This is a genomic window from Streptomyces sp. NPDC056486 (genome assembly GCF_042795295.1).
Lineage (GTDB): Bacteria > Actinomycetota > Actinomycetes > Streptomycetales > Streptomycetaceae > Streptomyces.
This window is the reverse complement of the sequence record NZ_JBHTSF010000014.1, coordinates 31,823-51,659: the sequence shown is the minus strand read 5'-3', so window position 1 is coordinate 51,659 and position 19,837 is coordinate 31,823. Positions and strand designations below refer to the sequence as shown.

At 70.3% G+C, this 19,837-nt stretch carries 19 protein-coding genes and 1 tRNA gene; 13 read left to right on the top strand and 7 right to left on the bottom strand.

Annotation, left to right across the window (positions count from 1 at the left end; translation table 11 throughout):
* Positions 1 to 94: 94 nt before the first annotated feature.
* A tRNA-Ser gene (locus ACFQ7F_RS08960) sits at positions 95 to 179 on the bottom strand.
* Between the two features lie 240 nt (positions 180 to 419).
* On the opposite strand from ACFQ7F_RS08960, the gene ACFQ7F_RS08955 reads away from it, so the two are divergent.
* Both ACFQ7F_RS08955 and ACFQ7F_RS08950 read left to right on the top strand, forming a co-directional pair.
* Positions 420 to 1,187, top strand: a complete 768-nt coding sequence (locus tag ACFQ7F_RS08955; RefSeq protein WP_383268292.1) for an ANTAR domain-containing protein — start codon at positions 420 to 422, stop codon at positions 1,185 to 1,187.
* Between the two features lie 59 nt (positions 1,188 to 1,246).
* Complete coding sequence (locus ACFQ7F_RS08950; RefSeq protein WP_383268290.1) at positions 1,247 to 1,909, top strand: hypothetical protein; 663 nt, start codon at positions 1,247 to 1,249, stop codon at positions 1,907 to 1,909.
* A gap of 5 nt (positions 1,910 to 1,914) precedes the next feature.
* Here ACFQ7F_RS08950 and ACFQ7F_RS08945 read toward each other — a convergent pair whose 3' ends face one another.
* Positions 1,915 to 2,229: an STAS domain-containing protein gene (locus tag ACFQ7F_RS08945; protein ID WP_383268288.1), complete on the bottom strand. Its 315-nt coding sequence runs from the start codon at positions 2,227 to 2,229 to the stop codon at positions 1,915 to 1,917.
* A 202-nt stretch (positions 2,230 to 2,431) separates the two neighbouring features.
* Entirely contained in the window at positions 2,432 to 3,895 is a 1,464-nt protein-coding gene (locus ACFQ7F_RS08940) for a S1C family serine protease (protein WP_383268285.1), read from the bottom strand.
* Positions 3,896 to 4,079: 184 nt separating this feature from the next.
* On the opposite strand from ACFQ7F_RS08940, the gene ACFQ7F_RS08935 reads away from it, so the two are divergent.
* The 3 genes from ACFQ7F_RS08935 (at position 4,080) to ACFQ7F_RS08925 (ending at position 6,671) form a co-directional block, all read left to right on the top strand.
* Complete coding sequence (locus tag ACFQ7F_RS08935) at positions 4,080 to 4,892, top strand: glycerophosphodiester phosphodiesterase (protein ID WP_383268283.1); 813 nt, start codon at positions 4,080 to 4,082, stop codon at positions 4,890 to 4,892.
* 62 nt (positions 4,893 to 4,954) lie between these two features.
* Positions 4,955 to 5,572 (top strand): ATP-binding protein, encoded by a 618-nt coding sequence (locus ACFQ7F_RS08930; protein ID WP_383268280.1) that lies wholly within the window; start codon positions 4,955 to 4,957, stop codon positions 5,570 to 5,572.
* A gap of 133 nt (positions 5,573 to 5,705) precedes the next feature.
* Complete coding sequence (locus tag ACFQ7F_RS08925; RefSeq protein WP_383268277.1) at positions 5,706 to 6,671, top strand: DUF5926 family protein; 966 nt, start codon at positions 5,706 to 5,708, stop codon at positions 6,669 to 6,671.
* Between the two features lie 204 nt (positions 6,672 to 6,875).
* Here the strand turns inward: ACFQ7F_RS08925 and ACFQ7F_RS08920 are convergent, their stop codons facing one another.
* Together ACFQ7F_RS08920 and ACFQ7F_RS08915 are read right to left on the bottom strand one after the other, a co-directional pair.
* Positions 6,876 to 7,490 carry a hypothetical protein gene (locus tag ACFQ7F_RS08920; protein ID WP_383268275.1) on the bottom strand — a complete coding sequence of 205 codons (615 nt, stop codon included), beginning with the start codon at positions 7,488 to 7,490 and terminating at the stop codon, positions 6,876 to 6,878.
* Positions 7,491 to 7,547: 57 nt separating this feature from the next.
* Positions 7,548 to 8,225 carry a bifunctional DNA primase/polymerase gene (locus ACFQ7F_RS08915; RefSeq protein WP_383268272.1) on the bottom strand — a complete coding sequence of 226 codons (678 nt, stop codon included), beginning with the start codon at positions 8,223 to 8,225 and terminating at the stop codon, positions 7,548 to 7,550.
* Positions 8,226 to 8,765: 540 nt separating this feature from the next.
* Between ACFQ7F_RS08915 and ACFQ7F_RS08910 the strand changes: the two genes are divergently transcribed.
* Together ACFQ7F_RS08910 and ACFQ7F_RS08905 are read left to right on the top strand one after the other, a co-directional pair.
* Positions 8,766 to 10,199, top strand: coding sequence for a PP2C family protein-serine/threonine phosphatase (locus ACFQ7F_RS08910; protein WP_383268270.1), 1,434 nt, complete (start codon positions 8,766 to 8,768; stop codon positions 10,197 to 10,199).
* Positions 10,200 to 10,298: 99 nt separating this feature from the next.
* Entirely contained in the window at positions 10,299 to 11,795 is a 1,497-nt protein-coding gene (locus tag ACFQ7F_RS08905; protein WP_383268268.1) for an aminopeptidase P family protein, read from the top strand.
* Positions 11,796 to 11,887: 92 nt separating this feature from the next.
* Here ACFQ7F_RS08905 and ACFQ7F_RS08900 read toward each other — a convergent pair whose 3' ends face one another.
* Positions 11,888 to 12,445: a carboxymuconolactone decarboxylase family protein gene (locus tag ACFQ7F_RS08900; RefSeq protein ID WP_383268265.1), complete on the bottom strand. Its 558-nt coding sequence runs from the start codon at positions 12,443 to 12,445 to the stop codon at positions 11,888 to 11,890.
* Between the two features lie 47 nt (positions 12,446 to 12,492).
* On the opposite strand from ACFQ7F_RS08900, the gene ACFQ7F_RS08895 reads away from it, so the two are divergent.
* Positions 12,493 to 13,929: a PLP-dependent aminotransferase family protein gene (locus ACFQ7F_RS08895; RefSeq protein WP_383268263.1), complete on the top strand. Its 1,437-nt coding sequence runs from the start codon at positions 12,493 to 12,495 to the stop codon at positions 13,927 to 13,929.
* Between the two features lie 30 nt (positions 13,930 to 13,959).
* Here ACFQ7F_RS08895 and ACFQ7F_RS08890 read toward each other — a convergent pair whose 3' ends face one another.
* The gene (locus ACFQ7F_RS08890; protein WP_383268260.1) at positions 13,960 to 14,406 is read right to left on the bottom strand and encodes an ATP-binding protein; all 447 of its coding nucleotides are present in this window, start codon (positions 14,404 to 14,406) and stop codon (positions 13,960 to 13,962) included.
* A gap of 280 nt (positions 14,407 to 14,686) precedes the next feature.
* On the opposite strand from ACFQ7F_RS08890, the gene ACFQ7F_RS08885 reads away from it, so the two are divergent.
* The 5 genes from ACFQ7F_RS08885 (at position 14,687) to ACFQ7F_RS08865 (ending at position 19,825) form a co-directional block, all read left to right on the top strand.
* Positions 14,687 to 15,559: a hypothetical protein gene (locus ACFQ7F_RS08885; protein ID WP_383268257.1), complete on the top strand. Its 873-nt coding sequence runs from the start codon at positions 14,687 to 14,689 to the stop codon at positions 15,557 to 15,559.
* 165 nt (positions 15,560 to 15,724) lie between these two features.
* Positions 15,725 to 16,504 carry a YcnI family protein gene (locus tag ACFQ7F_RS08880; RefSeq protein WP_383268255.1) on the top strand — a complete coding sequence of 260 codons (780 nt, stop codon included), beginning with the start codon at positions 15,725 to 15,727 and terminating at the stop codon, positions 16,502 to 16,504.
* Positions 16,505 to 16,584: 80 nt separating this feature from the next.
* Positions 16,585 to 17,235: an SCO family protein gene (locus ACFQ7F_RS08875; protein WP_383268253.1), complete on the top strand. Its 651-nt coding sequence runs from the start codon at positions 16,585 to 16,587 to the stop codon at positions 17,233 to 17,235.
* The gene (locus tag ACFQ7F_RS08870) at positions 17,232 to 17,723 is read left to right on the top strand and encodes a copper chaperone PCu(A)C (RefSeq protein WP_383268250.1); all 492 of its coding nucleotides are present in this window, start codon (positions 17,232 to 17,234) and stop codon (positions 17,721 to 17,723) included. The genes ACFQ7F_RS08875 and ACFQ7F_RS08870 overlap by 4 nt, the downstream gene beginning before the upstream one ends.
* Positions 17,724 to 17,737: 14 nt before the next feature.
* Positions 17,738 to 19,825 (top strand): copper resistance protein CopC, encoded by a 2,088-nt coding sequence (locus ACFQ7F_RS08865; protein ID WP_383268247.1) that lies wholly within the window; start codon positions 17,738 to 17,740, stop codon positions 19,823 to 19,825.
* Positions 19,826 to 19,837: the final 12 nt, after the last annotated feature.

Below are 19,837 nucleotides of genomic sequence, written 5' to 3'. Positions count from 1 at the left end.
ACGGGCCGCGCCCCCCGCAGGACCCTGGCCGCGAACCACCGGAAACAGCGAGAGCCTCCGACCGATTCTGCTGGTCAGAGGCTCTCAAGCACTGCGGTGGGTGTGGGATTTGAACCCACGGTGGCTCTCACCACGACGGTTTTCAAGACCGTTCCCTTAGGCCGCTCGGGCAACCCACCCCGCACCGCCCACCAGGGGCGAAGCGGCTACAGCGTACCCGCATGGGGCGATTCGCGACGACCGTGGCCCACAGCTGTGCCTGCCTCGTGGTCATCCGTTCGTCATCCGCAGCGTGAAGGGCAAAAGCAGTGTCCGCCGACCGGCTTGAGAGTAGCCTCCCGGATACGGAACGTGACCGTCTCCATGGGTCGGTTCGTCTGCGCGGAACGCGGCCCGTTTCGGCACACCGGGGGTTGAGAATGAGCAGGGAAGAGAAGATCACCCGCACTTTCGTGGAGCTCGCCGACACCCTGGCGGACGACTTCGACGTCATCGACTTCGTGCAGCAGCTGGCCTTCCGCTGTTGCGACGTCCTCGACATCGCGGCTGCCGCCGTCCTGTTGGCCTCCTCGGAAAAGCAGCTCTACAACCCGGTAGCGCGCGGCACCGATACGCCAAGGGCCGCAGTACTCGATATGGCCGTACTCGATATGGCCGTACGCGAAGGCCCCGCCGTCGACGCCCACCGCACCGCCACCGCCGTCACCCCCAGGTACCTCAGCAGCGCTCCCTCCGTCTGGCACGACTTCACCTTCCAGGCCCGCGCCACCGGCTACACCTACGCCGGTGCCGTGCCCCTGCGGTTACGCCAGGAGAACCTCGGCAGCCTGCTGCTTCTGCGCACCGGCCACGACCCGCTGCCGGACGCCGACCTCGCTCTGGCGCAGGCGTTCGCCGACGCGGCCGCCATCGGTCTGCTCCACGCCCGCGCCTTCCGGCAGACAGACACGCTCAACGAACAGCTCCGTACCGCCCTGCACAGCCGCATCCTCATCGAACAGGCCAAAGGCTTCCTCGCCGCCCGCAGGGGCATCTCCCCCGCCGAGGCCTTCGAGACCTTGCGCCACCGCGCGCGCCACCACCGCGTCCGGCTGGCCACCGTCGCCCAAGAGGTCATCGCCGTACGAGATCTTCCCGAAGCACCTCCTGTCGCCAGAGACCCAGGCCGGGACGCGCCTGCCACGTAGGCAGGACGCGTTCAGCGGCCTGTCGTTCGGTTCGGTTCGGCAACCAATGAGGAGGCAAGATGCTCAACTCGGCCGATACCTTAGGCGTCGCGGACTCCTTCGATCGTTGCGAACGGCTGTGCCGCACGGCTCGGGAGACGATCGACAGGGCCCGCCGGACGCAGTCCGAGGCGGTGGAGATCCGGCTGCGGTCGAAGCAGATCCGTGCCGACCGACAGCGGCGGCTCTCGTTGCGCCGACGCGAGGACGGGGTGAGTGAGCTCGCTCCACCCGGCGCGATCCCGCCCGGCGCGACCCCACTCGGCGCGCTCCCACCCAGCGCGCTCCCGCTCGACAGCGCAGCGCCTGCCGTACAGCTCACCGCCCTGGCCGGCTTCGTGCACGCCCGCCTGGACGAGGAAGCGGCATCCGCGGACCTCTTCCACGAGGTCGGCTGCGCGGCAGGCGAAGCCCCCGGCAGCCTCGGCAGCCCGGCCGGGTGCCGCTGCCGTACCCCGCACCGCATCGACCCGTCCCGATGCGCCTGCCGTGCCCCACGTCTCATGTACCAGGAGATCGCTGACCGCCGGAGCATTGCCCACATCAGTGAGGCCGCCATCCGCGAGGCCGACCACACCGCCCCCGCTTGGCCCCGGAACGAGATGAACGCCCTGCTGGATCTGCAGGCACTCGCCGTGGCCTACGAGCTGCACCGGCTGTGGCAGGAGGAATGGCGGCCCTGACCCGGTCACGGGGCCCGCAGTGGCAATCGGTGCCACAGGCCTGCCCGGTTGATGGCCGCGCGGGCCACAGATCCGGTCTCGATGATGTCGACCGTGATGCCGGCCGCGTCCAGCGCCTGGCAGGAGCCCAGCAGGCTGAACAGGCCGGTGTTGTCGCAGTAGGTGAGGGCGGACAGGTCAAGGAGCAGTCGGCAGTAGTCGCCCGGGCGAGACGCCACCTGCACCATCGCGTCGCGAAGGGGAGCGGTGGTGTCGAGATCCAGTTCGCCGTACAGCCAGATGAGCAACACTGACCCGCCCAGCGGAACTTGGTGAAGCACCAAACGAGGTTCGGCGTACTGCACCATCGCCATTGCCTTCTACTCAGTCCCCTAGGTGGAACAGTGCCCGCTTTTCGGCGGGATGACGCGCCAACCCCCGGGACCGCAGAAGGGTGCCCCTCAGCTCGGCTCTACGTGCCCCTCGGCTCGACGACCCACCCCGCACCGCCGCTCCGAGCGGTGCGGGGACAGGAACAGCGGGTCAGCTCTCGCCCTTGCGCTGGCCGAGGACCACGTCGACCTTGTGCTCCTTGCCGTCGCGCTTGTACGTGATCTCGACGGTGTCGCCCGGCTTGTGGGTCCAGATCTGGCCGATCAGGGTCGGGCCGCTGTCGATCACCGTGTCGTCCAGCTTCGTGATGACGTCGCCGGGCTTGAGTCCCGCCTTGGCCGCGGGGCCGTTCGGAGTGACCGCCTGCGAATCGCTCGCGCCCTTCTGGGAGATCGTGGCACCGCCCGAGCTCTCCTCCAGGGAGACCGACGCGCCGATCACGGGGTAGACGGCCTGGCCGTTCTTGATGAGCTGCTCGGCGACGTACTTGGTCTGGTTGACCGGGATCGCGAAGCCGAGGCCGATGGAGCCGGACTGGCCGCCTCCGCCGCCGAGGCCGCCGCCGCTCTCCGCGGGCTTGATCGCGGAGTTGATGCCGATGACGGCGCCGCCCGCGTCGAGCAGCGGGCCGCCGGAGTTGCCGGGGTTGATGGAGGCGTCGGTCTGCAGGGCGCTCATGTACGAGCTCTTGCTGCTCGCGCCGTCGCTCGAGGTCACCGGGCGGTCCTTGGCGCTGACGATGCCGGTGGTGACCGTGTTCGAGAGGCCGAAGGGGGCGCCGATGGCGATCGTCGAGTCGCCGACGGCCACCTTGTCGGAGTTGCCGAGGGGGAGCGGCTTCAGGTTCGAGGGCGGGTTCTTGAGCTTGATGACCGCCACGTCATAGCCCTCGGCGCGGCCGACCACCTCGGCGTCGTACTTCTTGCCGTCCGAGAACGTCGCCGCGAGCTTGCCGCCGTCGGCCGCGGAGGCCACGACGTGGTTGTTCGTGAGGATGTGGCCCTGTGTGTCGTAGACGAAGCCGGTACCCGTGCCGCCCTCGCCGTTGCCGCCCTGGGCCTCGATGGTGACGACGCTGGGCAGCGCCTTGTTGGCGATGCCTGCCACTGTGCCGGGCTCGCGCTTGAGGTCGGCCGGCGTGTCCGACGCGGAGACCGTCGTCGAACCGGTGCTGTTGTCGTTGCGGTCGGCCGCCCAGAAGCCGATGCCGCCGCCGACACCGCCGGCGACCAGCGCGGCCACGAGCACCGCGGCGATCAGACCACCGCGCCGGCTCGCGGGCTTGGGCTCCTCCGGGTGCTGCGCCGCGTACGACGCGCCCCATCCGGATCCCGATCCGCCGTCCTGGGCGTACGAGGGAACCGCGGGCGGCGGCGGAGGCGGCCAGGCCCCTGCTCCGGAGGCGTGCGGGGGCGCGCCGGCGGTGGCACCGGCGTGCGCGGGAGCCTGGTGCGCCGCAGGGTCCTGGGCAAACCCCGCGGAAGACGGCGCCGCCGGGTGCGGTGCGGCGGAAGCGGGCGGTGCGGGCTCGGCGGAAGCTGCGGGAGTTTCCACCGGCACAGGAGGCGCTGACGGGGCCGGGGGTACCTCGTTGCCCTCGTTCTCGGTGCTCACAGCTCTTCTCCTCGGTCCACGCTGTCGATCTCGGTCACGGCCTGGCTGTGCCAACTGTGCATGTGTCTGCAGTCAGCTTTTCCCATGGGCTGTCAGGGCACCATAAGCCGATCCTGTGGATCCGGCTCTGTGTGCGCCACCCCTTGGGCACGCTGCGGGTACCCCGTGATGGCACCATGACGCGGTGACCCTCGCACGACAGCACCAGATCCAGGTCGTCGCCCACCGCGGAGCCTCCGAAGACGCGCCCGAGCACACGCTGGCCGCCTACAAGAGGGCGGTCGAGGACGGTGCCGACGCTCTCGAATGCGATGTACGCCTCACTGCGGACGGACACCTCGTCTGCGTCCACGACCGTCGCGTGAACCGCACGTCGAACGGCCGAGGGGCCGTGTCTGCCCTGGAACTCGCCGACCTCGCCACTCTCGACTTCGGCTCCTGGAAGAACAACCACGGCGAGGCCGACGAGGACCCCGACTGGGAGGACACCTCTGTCCTCACCCTGGAGCGGCTCCTCGATCTTGTGGCCGAAAGCAATGCTTCGGGGCGCAGCGTCCAGCTGGCCATCGAGACCAAGCACCCCACTCGCTGGGCGGGCCAGGTCGAGGAGAGGCTGCTTCTTCTACTGAAGCGCTTCGGTCTGGATTCCCCGCCCGCCGACGGCCCCTCTCCCGTACGTGTCATGAGCTTCTCTGCGCGCTCCCTGCACCGGGTGCGGGCCGCGTCCCCCACTCTGCCGACCGTCTATCTGATGCAGTTCGTCTCGCCGCGCCACCGCGACGGCCGCCTCCCGGAGGGCGTTCGGATCGCGGGACCGGGCATGCGGATCGTCCGCAATCACCCCGCCTACGTGGCCAAACTCAAGCGCGCGGGCCACCAGGTGCACGTGTGGACCGTGAACGAACCCGAGGACGTCGAGCTCTGCGTCGAACTCGGCGTCGACGCCATCATCACCAATCGCCCCAAGCAGGTGCTGTCCCAGCTAGGCCGCCGCTAACCGCAACCCCGTCGATTACAGGGTGTGCACCGGCGCGTTCGGTCCGTATTCGATCGATACGAGTGCGTCACCGCACAAGGATTGGCCGGTTTCCGGTCCAGTCCATTGGGGCATTCACACCGTGGCGTGGGGCGAAGGAGGTCTCGGGGGTGGCGTTGGTGGTGGCACGGGAGGTGCCCGCGTCGTCGAGTATGGCCGTACCTCATGGCCCGGCGGGCGTGGGGGAAGCAAGGCACCGGATGCGCGATCAACTGCGCATGAACGGAACGCCTGAATCGGTCGTCGACGATGCCGTACTGGTCCTTTCGGAATTGCTCAGCAATGCCTGTCGGCACGGCAGGCCGCTGGGCGAAGGAATGGTCGGCGACGGTGATGTCCGGGCCGCCTGGCACATGGACACGACAGGACGGCTGACGGTCGAGGTGACCGACGGCGGCGGCCCGACCCGCCCCGTTCCCGCCACGCCCTCGGTCACCGCACACGGCGGTCGCGGGCTCAACATCATCACGGCGATCGCCGACACGTGGGGCGTGCGCGACGACACCCACGGCGAGGTCACGGTGTGGGTCGTCGTCCATGCGGGGCACCGCCACGAGGACTTCGCTACGCGCGTCGCGGCCCCGTCGCGCGCCGCCATACCCGACCTCGCGTACGCGGACCCCTACGACGACCGCGACTGACGACCTCGGCTCACGGCTTCGACTGGCTCAGGCCGATTCCCGGCCCCCTGTGGGTGAGCGACTAGGCTCGCGCCCGTACGCCCAAGACGTACGAAGAGCCACGCTGGAAAGCCGCATCCGGGAGACACCCAAGATGGCCAAGAAGCGCCCTCAGACCAAGGGCAAGCAGCCGCAACTGACGGACGGGCAGGTCCCTGTCGTCGGTGCCCGCGAACCCTGCCCCTGCGGTTCGGGCCGCCGTTACAAGGCCTGTCACGGCCGGGCCGCCGCGCACGCGGTGACCGAGCTGGTGCAGCGCCCCTTCGAAGGCCTGCCCGGCGAGGGCGACTGGGTGGCTCTGCGCGAGCTCGTCCCGGCGGCGACCGTCGAACTGCCCCTCAAGGGCGGCCTGCCGGACGGTGTGCCCTCCGTCTCCCTGGCGACCGTCCTGCCGATGGCCTGGCCCGCGCTGCGCCGCGACGACGGCTCGGTCCTGCTCGGCCTGCAGAACGACACCGCGTCCGGCGACATCAGCCGCGACCTCGCCGACACCCTCCAGCGCGCCCTGACCGCCGAGCCCGGCTCTCCGGTCCAGGCCCGCCGCGCCCCCGCCGACGGACCGCGCCTGCAGGACGTCCTCGACCCCGACGGCGCATTCCAGCCGATCGTGCACGCGGGCTTCGAGTTCTGGGTGCCGGACTCGGAGAACGCGTCCACGGAGGTCTCCGCGTCCCTGGAGCGGGCCAACGCCGCCGCGATCCCGACCGTGAAGCTCTCCGGCGTGGACTCCGCGTACTGGTGCGAGACCCCGGAGAAGAACCACCTGCGCTGGGTCATGCCGCACCCCGAGGAGCAGCTCCTCGACGCGCTCGCCAGGCTGCACGCGGCGGGTAAGTCGAGTCTCGGCGAAGGCACCCGTCTGGTCGGCTCCTTCCGTGCGCACGGCCTGACGGTGCCGGTGTGGGACCTGCCGAGCGGAATGGGCGCCGAGGACATCGAGAAGCCCGCCGCAGAGTTCGCCGAGCGGCTCGCGGCGGCGCTGGACAGCGATGCCCCGCTCACGCCGGAGGAGCGCCGGGCGCGCGGCGGTCTCACCAACCGCCAGGTGACCCTGAGCTGACCCACCAGTCAGTCGGTCGGGAGGGGTGACTCCTGTCACAACTCCCCGTCGTCGCAGGTAAATCCCTGTCTGGATATCCGAGATCGAATTTGCCCAGAGCAGATCTCTTGTTACCGTTCAGATAGCCCGGTTGCTGGTGCATCCCCCGTCGCCAGCAACCGGGCGCTTTCATGTCCGGCCCGCCGCCCGGCCTGACCTGCGGTATCAACTGGCTGTCGGCCGCCCGGAGTTGCTGCCCGAGCGCAGGAGCAACGGTCCGCCACTCCCGTCGGCGAACTCCACCACCGCCGAATACGCCTCCGCATTCCCCGTCGTACGCTCCCGCGGCGTCTCGCACGCCCCCGGCTCGTCCGCCGCACCCACCGCGCAGTGCATCTGTACGGTGCGTCCCCCAGGCCCCATGACGGCCAGTACGGCGTCCAGCTCATCGCCGGTCGTGTTGCGGTAGTACGTGCGCCCCCAGGTGTCGTGCCCCTGGGTCAGGACGCAGGTCTGGGCTTCGATGCCCTTGGGCGAGGTCAGTTCGGGGCCGCATCGGGCGGCGCTGTCGAGGCCGAGTCCCGTGAGGAGCGACGAGTCGTCAGAAGACGAGCCCCGCGAAGACGTGTCCTTCGTAGAGGACCGTTTCGAAGTCGGCTTCTCCGTAGAGGGCTGTTTCGCGTCGGGATCCGGCGCCGCCCCCGGTGCCGCGTCCGCCTGCCGCTCCGACGGCCTGGCTTCGGCGTCACCGTCGCCCACGGGCCCTGCGGACGCGCCGGCGAGCGGCAGGAGAACCGTAATGGCCACGACGCCCATGAGCGCGATCAGGCGGGGGTTCATAGGGCCTGACATTAACGACGTTTGCTGGACGCCCGGCGCGCCGCACGCCCATTTCCCCTACAACTCGGGCGCGCTCACACCCGTACGAGTGAGGGCGTCCACCACCGCGTCCACCACGGCCTCGACATCGGGCACCCACGGCGCCGCCGACCCTGGCAGCGGAGCCCGCTCCCAGTTCACCGGACCCTGGCCCGTCTCGGAGGGGGGCAGGGCGAGATATCCGCCCTCTCCGTGGAAGCGCAGCGAACCGGGTACGAAGTCCTTGGCGTACAGCAGTTCGCCCAACTGCTCCATGGAGTACGGCGCGACGAGCAGGAAGAGGCGGGCGGGGGTCGCCACGACCGGGCCGAGCCTGATGCCCATCTGGTCGAGCGCGGCCAGGGCGCGCGCACCCGCGATCGCGGGCAGGCTGACGGCGCACGGAGCGCTGCCGCCGGTCGCGAGCACGATGGGCGCGTCCGGGCGGTTGGTCCACCACCAGCGCACCATGCGCTCGTCGGTCGTCGCGGCAAGGAGGCCGGGGTCGAGAGGATGCGCTCCTGGCACTGTGCAGTCGAGGTCGGGGCAGGTGCAGCGGGTACCGTCTCGCCGGTCGAGTCCGACGCCCGGCACCACAGACCACTTCCATGCCGTCGTGAAGGTCAAAGCCGCGCCGAGCAGACCGGGACTCTGGTCAGACTTCCTGCCGGTGAGCCTGGACAGGAGCCTGCGTCGCCTTCCGAGGATCTCGCGCATGAGCGCTCGTTCCTTTCCGTTTACACGCCGAGGAACACGGCGGGCCACATCACACCATGTGTGGATCACTTCGCTGTGCGTAGAACTGGCGCATCCCACCCCAGCCTGCGGCATGGGGAACCCCTAGGGGCCGAGCGTTAGCGTGGCGTGGGGTGGCGGTGCCTGGCGTTTGCTGTCCCGCATACTTCTCGCCGCCTCCCCCCACGGGAGGATGGGGCACGGTCGTCGTGAGTTAAGACGCCCGGTTCCTTCACCAGGTTCCGGGCTGATCTCAACTGCCCCTGGTCATCACCGAGTACGTACCCATCACGGCCGCTGTGACGCGCCTTCCGAGCCTGAGGGCTTAGGAGTACCCCCTTGTTGAACAATCTCAGTCGATCGCAATAGACCGCCGCCTCGGGCGCTTTTGAGCCAAGTTACCAAGATCGCCGATACGTCACAGAATTCCCACGGACACCAGGAATCCCAGCTGGACAATGCTGGACATCCCCTAACCAGTGCGTGTAGATGTGGAGAACATTGCTAGCGGCGCAGAACAACATGGGGGTTTGCGATGCTATTGAGCAATACGCACCGGCCGGAAAGCCGTCAGCCATGAACGCTCCGCATCTTCCGAAAGTGGCCGGAATCGATTCAACTGTTCCGTCCCCAGCCCACACTGTCGCGCCCGCACCACAGGCCCAGGGCGCACCGACCCTCATGATCCAGGACCGGCTCGCGGGCTGGATCTCCGATCTGACCACCCTCCAGGAGCTCACCGAACGCCTGGCGCGAACGGTCACCCTCGACGAGGCCCTGCACGAACTCCTGCACGCCGGAGCCGCCCTGGTCGGCGCCCGCCGCGGCCTGCTCGTCCTGGAGCCCGCCGACCGGCTCGGCCCCGACACCACCATCGGCCTCGGCCTCGCCCGGGCCGACCTCGGCCACATCGAGACGGTGCCACGCGCCGCCACCGCCTTCGGACGGCTCCTCGACGCACCGGCCGCGCCACCCGGCGCCGAGACCGAGATCGTCAACGCCGATCTGCTCGCCGACAGCAGCCTCGACCCCCGCCACCGCGAGGTCGCCACCCGACTCGGTTACGCCGCGAGCTACGCCCTGCCTCTGTCCACCGAGACCGTGGGCCGCATCGGCGCCACCGTCTGGCTGTACGACGAGCCCGCGGAGCCCGGCGAGCGCCAGCGGCACCTCGTCGGCCTCTACGCACGCCAGGCCGCCGAGCACCTGGCGCGGCTGATCGAACTGGACCGCGCCCGCACGACGGAGGCCACCCTGCGCGAAGAGCTGCTGCCCTCACGCCTGCCCCGGGTCGCCGGGGTGCAGCTCGCCGCCCGGCACCGCACCTGCGCGCGCGGGGGCGGCGACTGGTTCGACGCGCTGCCGCTGCCCGACGCCGCGCTCGGCCTCGCGGTCGGCTCCGTCACCGGGTCGGGACCGAGCGCCGTCGCCGCGATGGGGCGCCTGCGGGCCTCCTTGCGGGCGTATGCCGTGATGGAGGGCGAGGACCCCGTCGCCGTACTGTCCGATCTTGAGCTGCTCCTTCGGCTGACCGAGCCCGCGCGGTCGGCGACGGCCCTCTTCGCCTACTGCGAACCGGCGCAGCGCAAGATCGTCCTGGCGGGAGCGGGACACAGCCCGCCCCTGGTGATCGGCGAACGGCGCACGGAGTTCGTGGAGACCTCGCTCTCGGCGCCCCTGGGGATGCTCGCCTGCTGGGAGGCGCCGAGCATGGAGTTCAAGACCGAGCCTGGAGAAACGGTGCTTCTCTACACGGACGGCCTGCTGCACCGCACCGGCGACCCGATGGACCGCGCCTTCGCGCGACTGCACGCGGCGGCGGCGAGTGTGCCGAAAACGGTGCGCGACGACCCGGACGCGCTCGCCGATCACGTCCTGCGGACGATGCTGCCCGACGGGCTCGACACGGCCGAGAGCGACGAGGACGTGGTTCTCCTAGCGGCCCGTTTCGAGTGACGCCCGCAATACGGCATGTAATGGGCCTTCCGGCTCTGGGCCCCCTTCCGTACGCCCGTACGATGGAGGGGGCCCAGTGTCGTACATAGGAGGCAGATCGTGTCGGAGGAGCTCATTCGGGAGATCCCGGAGAACCCGGAAGACCTGGAGATCGAGTCCGAGGAAGAGCCGATCAAGCAGCGCAAGAACGGGCTGTACCCGGGCGTCTCCGACGAGCTCGCCGAGAACATGAAGTCCGGATGGGCCGACACCGAGCTGCACGACCTGCAGCCGATCGCCCAGGCCGCGCACACCGCCGCCCGCCGCGCCGCGCTCTCCGCGCGCTTCCCGGGCGAGCGTCTGGTGATCCCGGCGGGCAATCTCAAGACCCGCTCGAACGACACCGAGTACGCCTTCCGCTCCTCCGTCGAGTACGCGTATCTGACCGGCAACCAGACAGAGGACGGCGTCCTGGTCCTGGAGCCCACGGACTTCGCCGACGGCACGGGCGGCCACGAGGCCACCATCTACCTGCTGCCGCGCTCCGACCGCGAGAACGGCGAGTTCTGGCTGGACGGCCAGGGCGAGCTGTGGGTCGGCCGCAGGCACTCCCTCACCGAGGCCGAGACCGTGTACGGCATCCCGGCGTCCGACGTGCGCGAGCTCGCCGACCAGCTGCGCGAGGCGACCGGTTCCGTCCGCGTCGTCCGCGGCTACGACGCCGGTATCGAGGCCGCGCTGACCGACAAGGTCACCGCCGAGCGCGACGAGGAGCTGCGCGTCTTCCTCTCCGAGGCCCGTCTGGTCAAGGACGAGTTCGAGGTCGGCGAGCTGCAGAAGGCGTGCGACTCGACGGCCCGCGGCTTCGAGGACGTCGTCCGCGTCCTGGACAAGGCCGAGGCGACCAGCGAGCGCTACATCGAGGGCACGTTCTTCCTGCGCGCCCGCGTCGACGGCAACGACATCGGCTACGGCTCGATCTGCGCCGCGGGCCCGCACGCCACGACGCTGCACTGGGTGCGCAACGACGGCGCCGTGCGCTCCGGGGAGCTGCTGCTGCTCGACGCCGGTGTGGAGACGCACACGTACTACACCGCCGACGTGACGCGGACGCTGCCGATCAACGGCCGTTTCGACGAGCTGCAGCGCAAGATCTACGACGCCGTGTACGAGGCCCAGGAGGCCGGCATCGCGGCGGTGCAGCCGGGCGCCAAGTACCGCGACTTCCACGACGCCGCGCAGCGCGTGCTCGCCGAGAGGCTCGTGGAGTGGGGGCTCGTCGAGGGCCCGGTCGAGCGCGTCCTGGAGCTGGGTCTCCAGCGTCGCTGGACCCTGCACGGCACCGGTCACATGCTCGGCATGGACGTCCACGACTGCGCGGCCGCGCGCCGTGAGACGTACGCCGACGGTGTCCTTGAGCCCGGCATGTGCCTGACCGTCGAGCCCGGTCTGTACTTCCAGGCGGACGACCTGACGGTGCCGCAGGAGTACCGCGGCATCGGCGTGCGGATCGAGGACGACATCCTCGTGACGGCCGACGGCAACAAGAACCTGTCGGCGGCGCTGCCGCGGCGTGCCGATGACGTCGAGTCGTGGATGGCCGAGCTCAAGGGCTGATCGCAGAGGCTGAGCATCCTGCCGAACCGGGCTCCTTCTTTAAGAAGGGGCCCGGTTCTGCGTTTTCGGGGCCTGGCGCTCATCTTTGGGGCCTAGCGCTCGTCCTCGCCCGCCACCTTGGCCGTGCTCAGGGCGATGCGGTTCCAGGTGTTGATGGCGAAGATCAGGGCCAGGACGTGGCCAAGCTCCGTCTCGTCGAAGTGCGCGGCCGCGCGGGCGTAGACGTCGTCCGGCACGCCGCCCTGGTGGACGAGCGTGACGGCCTCGGTCAGGTCGAGCGCCGCCTGCTCCTTCTCCGTGAAGAAGTTCCTGGCCTCGCGCCAGACGCCGACCATGTGCAGCCGCGCCTCGTCCTCGCCCGCCTTGCGCGCGTCGGATGTGTGCATGTGCAGGCAGTAGGCGCAGCCGTTGATGAGCGACGCGCGGATCTGGATCAGCTCGACCAGGGCCGGGTCGAGGCCGTCGCGGGCTGCGGCGTCGAGTCCGATCACGGCCTTGAAGGCCTTGGGGGCGACCTTGGCGAAGTTGAGGCGGGGGGCGTGGGTGTGGGTGTGGGTGTGGGTCCGCTCGGGGGCGTGCGCGGGGGCCTGTGCGGCGGTCTTGACGGGGGCAGGTGCGGCGGTCTGCGTGGCGTTCTCGTTGTTCGTCATGACCATGAATCTACGGGCCGGAAAGACCTCGACTAGGGTGCATTCCCATGCCAGAATCATGGGTCAATTTGGCCGAGCGCATCGGGACTGACCTGCACTTGGAGCTCTCCGGGGCCGGAGGCCGCCGCGCCGTCCTCATCCGCGCGCTGCGCGACGCCGTGCGCGAGGGGCGGCTCGCTCCGGGGACACGGCTTCCGCCCTACCGCTCACTCGCCGCCGATCTGGGCATCGCCCGCAACACCGTCGCCGATGCCTACGCCGAGCTGGTCGCCGAGGGCTGGCTGACCGCGCGGCAGGGGTCCGGCACGCGGGTGGCCGAGCGTGCGGCGCCTCCCGCGCGCACCCGCATCGCCAAGCGGGCGCCCACCCGGCCGACGACGCCCGCGCCGCCCACGTACGACCTGCGCCAGGGCCAGCCGGACGCCGCTTCCTTCCCGCGCACCGCCTGGCTCGCCGCGGCCCGGCGCGCCCTCAACTCGGCTCCGAACGAGGCCTTCGGGCCGGGTGATCCGCAGGGGCGCATCGAGCTGCGCCGGGCGCTCGCGGGCTACCTGGGGCGCGCCCGCGGGGTGCGTACCGACCCGGAGCGGATCGTGGTGTGCTCCGGGTTCGCGCACGCTCTGCGGCTGCTCTTCGGGAGCGGGGGAGGCGGGATGCTGCGCGGGCCCCTGGCCGTGGAGTCGTACGGACTCGGCTTCCATCGGTCGATCCTCGCGACCGCGGGCGTACGGACGGTCCCGCTCGGTCTCGACGAAAAGGGCGCCCGGGTCGAGGAGTTGACCGAGGGTCAGCGGGTCCGGGGTGTGCTGCTCACGCCCGCACACCAGTTCCCGACCGGCGGGCCCCTGCACCCGGCCAGGCGCGCCGCGGTGATCGACTGGGCGCGTGCCCGCGGCGGTCTCGTCCTGGAGGACGACTACGACGGCGAGTTCCGCTACGACCGGGAGCCCGTGGGCGCCGTACAGGGGTTGGACCCCGAACGCGTCGTCTACATGGGCTCGGTGAGCAAGAGCCTCTCTCCGGGGGTGCGCCTGGGGTGGCTCGTTCTGCCCGAACACCTCATCGACGGAGTGCTCGCGGCGAAGGGCGAGCGGGAGGCGTGGGCCAGTGTCATCGACCAGCTCACGCTCGCCGACCTCATCGAGTCGGGCCACTACGACCGGCACATCCGCCGCATGCGTCAGCGCTACCGCCACCGCCGCGATCAGCTCGTGTCCGCGCTCGCCACGCACGCCCCGCACATCAGCCCGACCGGCGTCGCCGCGGGCCTGCACGCCGTCCTGCGGCTGCCTCCCGGCACCGAACAGTCCACGGCGAAGGCGGCCGCCTGGCAGGGCCTCGCGCTGGAGGGCCTGGCCGAGTTCCGCCACCCGCAGGCCACGATGCCCGCGCCCGACGGCCTGGTCGTCGGCTACTCCACGCCGCCGGAGCACGCCTACGGAGCCGCGCTCGACGCCCTGTGCAGGGCGCTGCCGCCCGGCTGAGGCTGCCACCCTGCTGAACTTCAGGGGCCCTCAGGCAGTGACGAGCGGCGGCGTGTCCTCACGCCACTTGAGGATCTTGTCGAAGCTGATCACCGCGCCGCCCCTGCCCCCCGGCCTGGGGCCGAAGTGCACATGATCGGCGAGTTCCTGGATGAGATACAGACCCCGGCCGTGCTCGGCGGTGTCGGACGCGCGCTGCGCGACGGGAACGAATCCCGGACCGGAATCAGCCACTTCGATGCGGCACTTCTCGCCGTCGAGGTACGCCGTCACCCGGTAGGCCCCGGCCGCCCCCTCGGAGACCGTCGTCCCGCCGTGCTCCACCGCGTTGGCACAGGCCTCGCTGAGAGCCACCGACAGGTCGTACGAGACGTCAGGATCCACCCCCGCGGTCTCCATCGTGCCGATCAGCAGCCGACGGGCCAGCGGGACGCTCGCAGCTTCGCGCCGCAAATGGAGAGACCACCACATGCTCATGCTCCAGCCTCCTGGCCGCGGCTCGACATACCGATACGTATTGCCGCAAGCGCCGGTGTATAAGCGCGCAGTTGACGTGATGCCGCCCATACGGCGGACGCGCGGACGAGTCGGGACGGTGTAGACACGTCCCTCACAAGGCACTTCGGGGCCCTACGGAGGAATCCGCAAAGGCACCCATTCGGTGCTGATGGGTATTGATCGGCACCCATCGGCACGCATGGGAGCTTGCGGACCTGCCGTATGCGGCGGGTAAGCCCAGTGCAATGATGTTCCGGCCATGACTGCCCCCCACCAGCGCGAGGCGCGCGCCGGATTCGACCTCCGGCTGTTGAGAGCCGCGGTGTTCGCCGTGCTCTGCGTCGTGCTGTCCGCCGGGGGCCATGTACTCGCTTCCTGCGCCGCCGTCCCGCTGTGGACGCTCGGCGTCGGCTTCATCGCCGTCCTCGCCGTCGCGGCGCCGCTCGCCGGGCGTGAGCGCTCGCTGCCGGGCATCGCCGCCCTGCTCGCCGCCGGGCAGGTGGGCCTGCACGCGCTCTTCGGGGTCGGCCAGCACGGCGGCTCCACGGTGGCGACCGGCTCCACGGTGGCGACCGCCGACACCTCCCTGGTGGAACGTGCCGCGCGCCTGGTGTGCGGGGCGGGCGCCGCCAACCTCAGCCCCGCCCAGGCCCACCGGATCCTGACGACGTCGGGCATGGAGCCGGGCGGCGGGGCCGGCGGCGGGGCCACGGGCCACGCCATGCACCAGCACAGCGCCCCGGCCGCGGCCTCGGCCACGTCCTCGGCGGCGGACACCGCGATGGACTCGATGTCGCTGCTCCCGTCGCTTCCGATGCTCCTGGGGCACGTGCTCGCCGCCGTCGCCGCCGGATGGCTGCTGCGCCGCGGCGACATCGCGCTCCTTCGACTCGTGCGGCTCTCGGCACACGGGGCATACGGAGTCGCCGAAGGGGCGCTCGTACGTTCCCTGCGCGGGGCGCTCGCACTCGTACGCGCCCTGCGAGCCGGACTCCCCGGAGCGCCCGGCGTGGATGCCCGCGCGCCCCGTACAGCGTTCTTCGGACCCGCGAAGCCGCAGACGACCGCGCTCCAGCACACGGTGATCAGGCGAGGTCCGCCGGCCGCCGCCGCACTCGCACTCGCTGCCTGACGCGACGCACTCCTACCGCAGCACTACGGAGAGGTGCCTCACGCCCTGCGGCATCCACGCGCGCGTGCCGCTCGGCTCGTCGCCGCGCGCGCACTCTCCCCTGATCACCACCGCTGACCTCGTCAGCGGCACTGGTCACCACCGCTGAAAGTGGAGTGTTCCGCCATGTCTGCTCTGTCTGCTCTGTCCGGCCTGTCCAGCCTGTCCGCCGGGAAGGCCTCCCGCGTCTCCGTCGTCGGTGGCGTCGCCGCCACCGCCGTCCTGCTGCTCTCCGTCCCCGCCTTCGCGCACGTCAGCGTCACGGCCGAGGGTGAGGCCGCCAAGGGCGGCTACGCCACGGTCAACTTCAAGGTGCCGAACGAGATGGACGACGCCTCGACCAACAAGCTCGAGGTGTCCTTCCCCGAGGACCACCCGCTCGCCTCCGTCATGACGCAGCCCGTACCCGGCTGGACCGCGAAGGTCACCAAGACGAAGCTCGACAAGCCGCTCGAGATGCACGGCGAGAAGATCGACGAGGCCGTCTCCAAGGTCACCTGGACCGCCGACGGCAAGGGCGTCCAGCCCGGCACCTTCCAGAAGTTCCCGCTCTCCCTCGGCGCACTGCCGGAGAACGCCGACGAACTCGTCTTCAAGGCCGTCCAGACGTACGACAACAAGGAAGTCGTCCGCTGGATCGAGCCGCAGCAGAAGGGCAAGGAGGAGCCGGAGCACCCGGCTCCTGCCCTCGCGCTCACCGCCGCCTCCGAGGACGGCCACGGCGCCGCCGCCTCGCACGACGACGCCAAGGGCGACGCGAAGTCGGACGACAAGAGCGAGTCCGCCGCCTCCTCCTCCGACAGCAGCGACTCCACCGCCCGTGTCCTCGGCATCGTCGGCATCGTCGTAGGCGTCGCCGGCGTGGCGTTCGGCGTGCTCGCCGGACGTCGGCGCACCAACAGCTGAGCCACTCCTTCGGGCCGCGCCGGGGGCCTTTCACCTGCCCCCGGTGCGCCCGGGCCCCCTCACATCTGGGACATTTTCGTATGCGCAAGAAGAAGCTGCTCGCCGCCGCCATGCTGGCCGCGGCCACCCTCACCCTGTCCGCCTGCGGCAGCGGTGACGACAGCAAGAAGCCCGTCGCGGACGTCTCCGTCGAGTCCAACGGCGACAAGGCCGCCACCATCCTCGACAAGCCCTTCGAGAAGCCGGACCTCGTCCTCAAGGACACGCACGGCAAGAAGTACGACCTGCGCGAGCGGACCAAGGGCAAGCCGACGCTCATCTACTTCGGCTACACCAACTGCCCGGACGTCTGCCCCTTGACGATGAGCAACATCGCCGTCGCCAAGAAGCAGCTGCCCAAGGCCGAACAGGACAAGCTCCAGGTCGTCTTCGTCACCACCGACCCCGAGCGCGACACCCCTGCCGCCCTCGGCAAGTGGCTCAAGGCCCAGGACACCGACTTCATCGGTCTGACCGGTGACTTCGAGACCATCCAGGGCAGCGCCCGCACCCTCGGCATCAGCATCGAGCCCTCCAAGAAGGAGAAGGGCAAGGTCGTCTCGATGCACGGCACACAGGTCATCGGGTTCTCGCCGAAGACCGACGCCGGGTACGTCCTGTACGGCGAGGACACCACCGTGGACGACTACACCAAGGACCTCCCCAAGATCATCAAGGGAGCGACTCCGTGAACCGCCGCACACTCATCAGCGGGGCCATAGCGCTGACGGTGGGGCTCGCCCTCGCGGGCTGCTCGGACTCGTCCGGCGACAAGGACGGCGCCAAGGCGTCGGACAAGCCGGAGCTCAAGGTCGCCGGTGCCTTCATGCCCGAGCCCGCCATGGACGACATGGCCTCCGGGTTCTTCACCGTCACGAACAAGGGCGGCGCGGACAAGCTCACCTCGGTCACCAGTTCCATCGCCGAGAAGGTCACGCTGCACAGCACCAAGAACAACGCGATGAAGGAGCAGAAGTCGTTCGACGTACCCGCGAACGGCGAGCTCGACTTCGCACGGGGCGGCAACCACCTCATGTTCGAGGAGCTCAAGCACAAGCCGAAGCAGGGCGACAAGGTCGCGGTGACGCTGCGCTTCGAGAAGTCGGACCCGATCGAGATTGAGGTTCCGGTGAAGGCCGCCACGTACAACCCCAAGCCCGGCAAGCACGCGTCGCACTGAGGGACTGATCGCTGATGCAGACCATCGCTCCCCGCTGTGGAGCTCGCTCCGGGGCCACCAGAGCTCGCTCCGGGGCCGCCGCCCGCTTCGGGATCGCGCCCGGCGTCGGACGGCTCCTGCTCGTCGTCGCCGTCTTCCTGGGCGCGCTGCTCGGCACGGCGGCACCCGCCTCCGCGCATGCCGCGCTGACGGGAAGCGACCCCAAGCAGGGGGCGGTGGTCGACAAGGCGCCCGCCAGTGTGTCGCTGACCTTCTCCGAGAAGGTCGCCATGTCCGACGGCTCCGTACGGGTGCTCGACCCGGCCGGCAAGCGCGTCGACACCGGCAAGACCAGTGACCTCGGGTCCAACACGTACGGCGTGAAGCTGCACAAGGGGCTGCCCGACGGCACCTTCACCGTCGCCTACCAAGTCGTCTCCGCCGACAGCCACCCCATCTCCGGGGCCTTCACCTTCTCGGTGGGCGCGCCGTCCGACACGAAGGTCGCGCTGCCGGACCAGGAGGTGGGCGGTGGATTCGTCGGCGGCCTGTACGGCTTCGCGCGCTACCTCTCGTACGCCGGGTTCATCCTCGTCGTCGGCGGGGCGGCCTTCGTGCTCGGCTGCTGGCCGCGCGGCGCCGGTGTACGGCCCCTGCAGCGCCTCGTGGTGTCCGGCTGGGTCACGCTCACCGCGTCCACCCTCGTGCTGCTGCTTCTGCGCGCGCCCTACACCGGGTCGGGGAAGCTCGCCGACGCCTTCGACATGGCCAAGCTCGGCGACGTACTTCAAACGAAGACGGGAGCCGCGCTGGTCTCACGGCTGCTGCTGCTCGCCGCCGCCGCGCTCTTCATCGCGGTGCTCTTCGGTGCGTACGAGAAGCGGACCGACCCCAAGGAGCGCAGGGACCTCACCTTCGGGCTCGCGATCGGCGGAGGCGTCGTCGCCCTCGGGCTCGGCGCGACCTGGGCCATGGCCGAGCACGCGTCGACCGGCATCCAGGCCGGACTCGCGATGCCCGTGGACGTCGTACACCTGCTCGCCGTCGCCGCCTGGCTCGGCGGGCTCGCGGCGCTCGTCGTCGCCCTCTACTTCGCGCCGTCGGTGGATGCCGGGGCGGTGAAACGCTTCTCCCGGGTCGCGTTCTGCAGCGTCATCGCCCTCGCCGCGACCGGGCTCTACCAGTCGTGGCGGCAGGTCGGCTCGTGGTCGGCGCTCACCGGTACGTGGTACGGACAGCTGCTCCTCATCAAGGTCGGCCTGGTGGCCGTCCTCGTCGGCATCGCAGGGATCTCGCGGCGCTGGACGGCACGGATCGCGGGCCAGGCGGGCGATCTGGCTCCGGAGGCCGCGGCGGCGTCCGTCGTCGAGAAGCGCGCGGAGAAGCGCGCGGAGAAGCGTGCGGAGAAGAACGCCGCGGCCGAGCGCGTGGAGAAGAAGCCGGTGACGGTGCCCGCCGCCGGGGGCACCGGCGCGGACTCCAAGGAACCCAAGGGCTCCAGGGACACCAAGGAATCCAAGGACTCCACGGACTCCACGGACTCCACGGACTCCAAGCGTTCCGCCCAACTCGCCCGCCAGCAGGCCGCCATGAGCACCGCCCGCGAGAAGCGGATCCGCGACGCCGACCCCAACCGCTCCGGCCTGCGCCGCTCCGTGCTCGCCGAGGCGGGAGTCGCCGTCGTCCTGCTCGCCGTCACCACGATCCTCACCTCCACCGAGCCGGGGCGCACGGAGGAGGAAGCGGCCGCTTCGAAGACGGCCGCCGCCGCGCAGCGGTCAGGACCGCTCACCCTCAAGATCCCCTTCGACACCGGCTCCAGCGACGGCAAGGGCACCGTGCAGCTCGACCTCGACCCGGGCCGTACCGGCAGCAACGAGATGCACATCTTCGTGAAGCGGCCGAACGGCAGCGCCTTCGACATCCCCGAGGTGAAGGTCTCCTTCACCCTCAAGTCGAAGGACGTCGGCCCGCTGCCCGTCGCTCCCGACCACATCGCCACCGGACACTGGAGCTCCAGCGGGGTGCAGATTCCGATGGCGGGCGACTGGAAGATCGCGGTGACCGTGCGCACCTCCGACATCGACCAAGTGACCGTGAACAAGAACGCGCAGATCGGCTAGAACGGAACCACC

Excerpts from the sequence above, each read along its gene's own strand:
- ACFQ7F_RS08910 (WP_383268270.1), top strand. The coding sequence starts at position 8,766 with ATGGGGGTTTGCGATGCTATTGAGCAATACGCACCGGCCGGAAAGCCG.
- ACFQ7F_RS08955 (WP_383268292.1), top strand. The coding sequence starts at position 420 with ATGAGCAGGGAAGAGAAGATCACCCGCACTTTCGTGGAGCTCGCCGAC.
- ACFQ7F_RS08890 (WP_383268260.1), bottom strand. The coding sequence starts at position 14,406 with ATGAGCATGTGGTGGTCTCTCCATTTGCGGCGCGAAGCTGCGAGCGTC.
- ACFQ7F_RS08880 (WP_383268255.1), top strand. The coding sequence starts at position 15,725 with ATGTCTGCTCTGTCTGCTCTGTCCGGCCTGTCCAGCCTGTCCGCCGGG.
- ACFQ7F_RS08925 (WP_383268277.1), top strand. The coding sequence starts at position 5,706 with ATGGCCAAGAAGCGCCCTCAGACCAAGGGCAAGCAGCCGCAACTGACG.
- ACFQ7F_RS08895 (WP_383268263.1), top strand. The coding sequence starts at position 12,493 with ATGCCAGAATCATGGGTCAATTTGGCCGAGCGCATCGGGACTGACCTG.
- ACFQ7F_RS08885 (WP_383268257.1), top strand. The coding sequence starts at position 14,687 with ATGACTGCCCCCCACCAGCGCGAGGCGCGCGCCGGATTCGACCTCCGG.
- ACFQ7F_RS08875 (WP_383268253.1), top strand. The coding sequence starts at position 16,585 with ATGCGCAAGAAGAAGCTGCTCGCCGCCGCCATGCTGGCCGCGGCCACC.
- ACFQ7F_RS08920 (WP_383268275.1), bottom strand. The coding sequence starts at position 7,490 with ATGAACCCCCGCCTGATCGCGCTCATGGGCGTCGTGGCCATTACGGTT.
- ACFQ7F_RS08950 (WP_383268290.1), top strand. The coding sequence starts at position 1,247 with ATGCTCAACTCGGCCGATACCTTAGGCGTCGCGGACTCCTTCGATCGT.
- ACFQ7F_RS08900 (WP_383268265.1), bottom strand. The coding sequence starts at position 12,445 with ATGACGAACAACGAGAACGCCACGCAGACCGCCGCACCTGCCCCCGTC.
- ACFQ7F_RS08915 (WP_383268272.1), bottom strand. The coding sequence starts at position 8,225 with ATGCGCGAGATCCTCGGAAGGCGACGCAGGCTCCTGTCCAGGCTCACC.
- ACFQ7F_RS08865 (WP_383268247.1), top strand. The coding sequence starts at position 17,738 with ATGCAGACCATCGCTCCCCGCTGTGGAGCTCGCTCCGGGGCCACCAGA.